This window comes from Photorhabdus heterorhabditis (assembly GCF_018448905.1).
GTDB classification, from domain to species: Bacteria; Pseudomonadota; Gammaproteobacteria; order Enterobacterales; family Enterobacteriaceae; genus Photorhabdus; species Photorhabdus heterorhabditis.
On sequence record NZ_RCWA01000137.1, the window covers coordinates 1 to 1,148 of the forward strand.

Consider the following 1,148-nt stretch of genomic DNA (forward strand, 5'->3'; position numbering starts at 1 on the left):
ATATCGCGGTCATGTTCGACTCGACAGAAAGGGCATTGCCAGATCCGCTTATGCAGCGGCATATCCGGCATTTTGTGACCGCAGCAATGACAGGTTTTCGAGCTGGCGAACCACTGAGCCAGTTTGACCAGATGGACGCCCGCCGCTACGGCTTTGTATTCCAGTTTCTTGATGAAACCATGCCAGCCCGCATCCCCGATAGCGCGGGCAATGCGGTGATTCTTCATCATGTTGGCCGATTTTAGCGTCTCAACAATGATCGCTTGGTTTTCGTCAACCATTGTTCGAGAGAGTTTGTGTTGAAAATCGGCGCGGCCATGGGCTACCCGCTCATGGACTGCCGCCAGACGTAATCGGGCCTTGCCGCGGTTAGCGCTGCCCTGTTGTTTACGGGACAGCGATTTCTGTTTACGACGCAGGTTACGGGTGGCGTTGATAAGGTGACGGGGGTTATCGACCTTCTCCCCGGTCGACTCGATAAGATAGTGGGACAAACCCATATCGCAACCGGTCACGCGGGGGATAACGCCCGGTTTTTCCGGCGCATCTTTCCCATCGTCACACAGGATAGCGGCGTAATATTTTCCCGTAGGGGTTCGGGATAGCGTCATGCTCTTCACTTCCCCTTCAATTTCTCGGTGTATGCGCGCCTTTATCGGCGACAATTTCGGGATCTTCACCGCATCCTCCAGCACTTTCACCCCAACACAGTGATAGCTGGATTGCTTACCCTGTTTGCGTTTGAACGTGGGAAATTGGGCGCGCAACTTCGGATTGAAGAAATTATCAAATGCAGTATGCAGATTAATCACCGCCTGCTGTAACGCGATAGAATCATATGCCCTGAGCCACGCGTACTTGCGGGATTGCTTCGCGACCGCCAGGAGCGGCTTGAGGTCTTTGCGTGGATGTAAACTCACACCGTGACGTTTGTAAGCATGCTTTTTGATGTGCAGCGCCTTGTTGTACGCAAAACGGACCGCACCGAACTGGCCATTAAGATACCCGGCCTGTTCGGGTGTGGGGTAGATGCGGACTTTGGTCGCTCTTAACATATTCAGCGCTCATTGATAAAGTGCATTCATTTTAGCCTGTTTTACAGGCAGATATCAATTCAGTCAGGATACGTTGGAGTAGCCAGACCTAAA

General features: G+C 52.4%; 1 protein-coding gene. It reads right to left on the bottom strand.

Features of this window, described 5'->3' with window-relative positions:
• A partial coding sequence (locus tag EAE89_RS22945; protein WP_214086663.1) for an RNA-guided endonuclease InsQ/TnpB family protein occupies positions 1-1,055 on the bottom strand: 1,055 nt, incomplete at its 3' end.
• Positions 1,056-1,148: the final 93 nt, after the last annotated feature.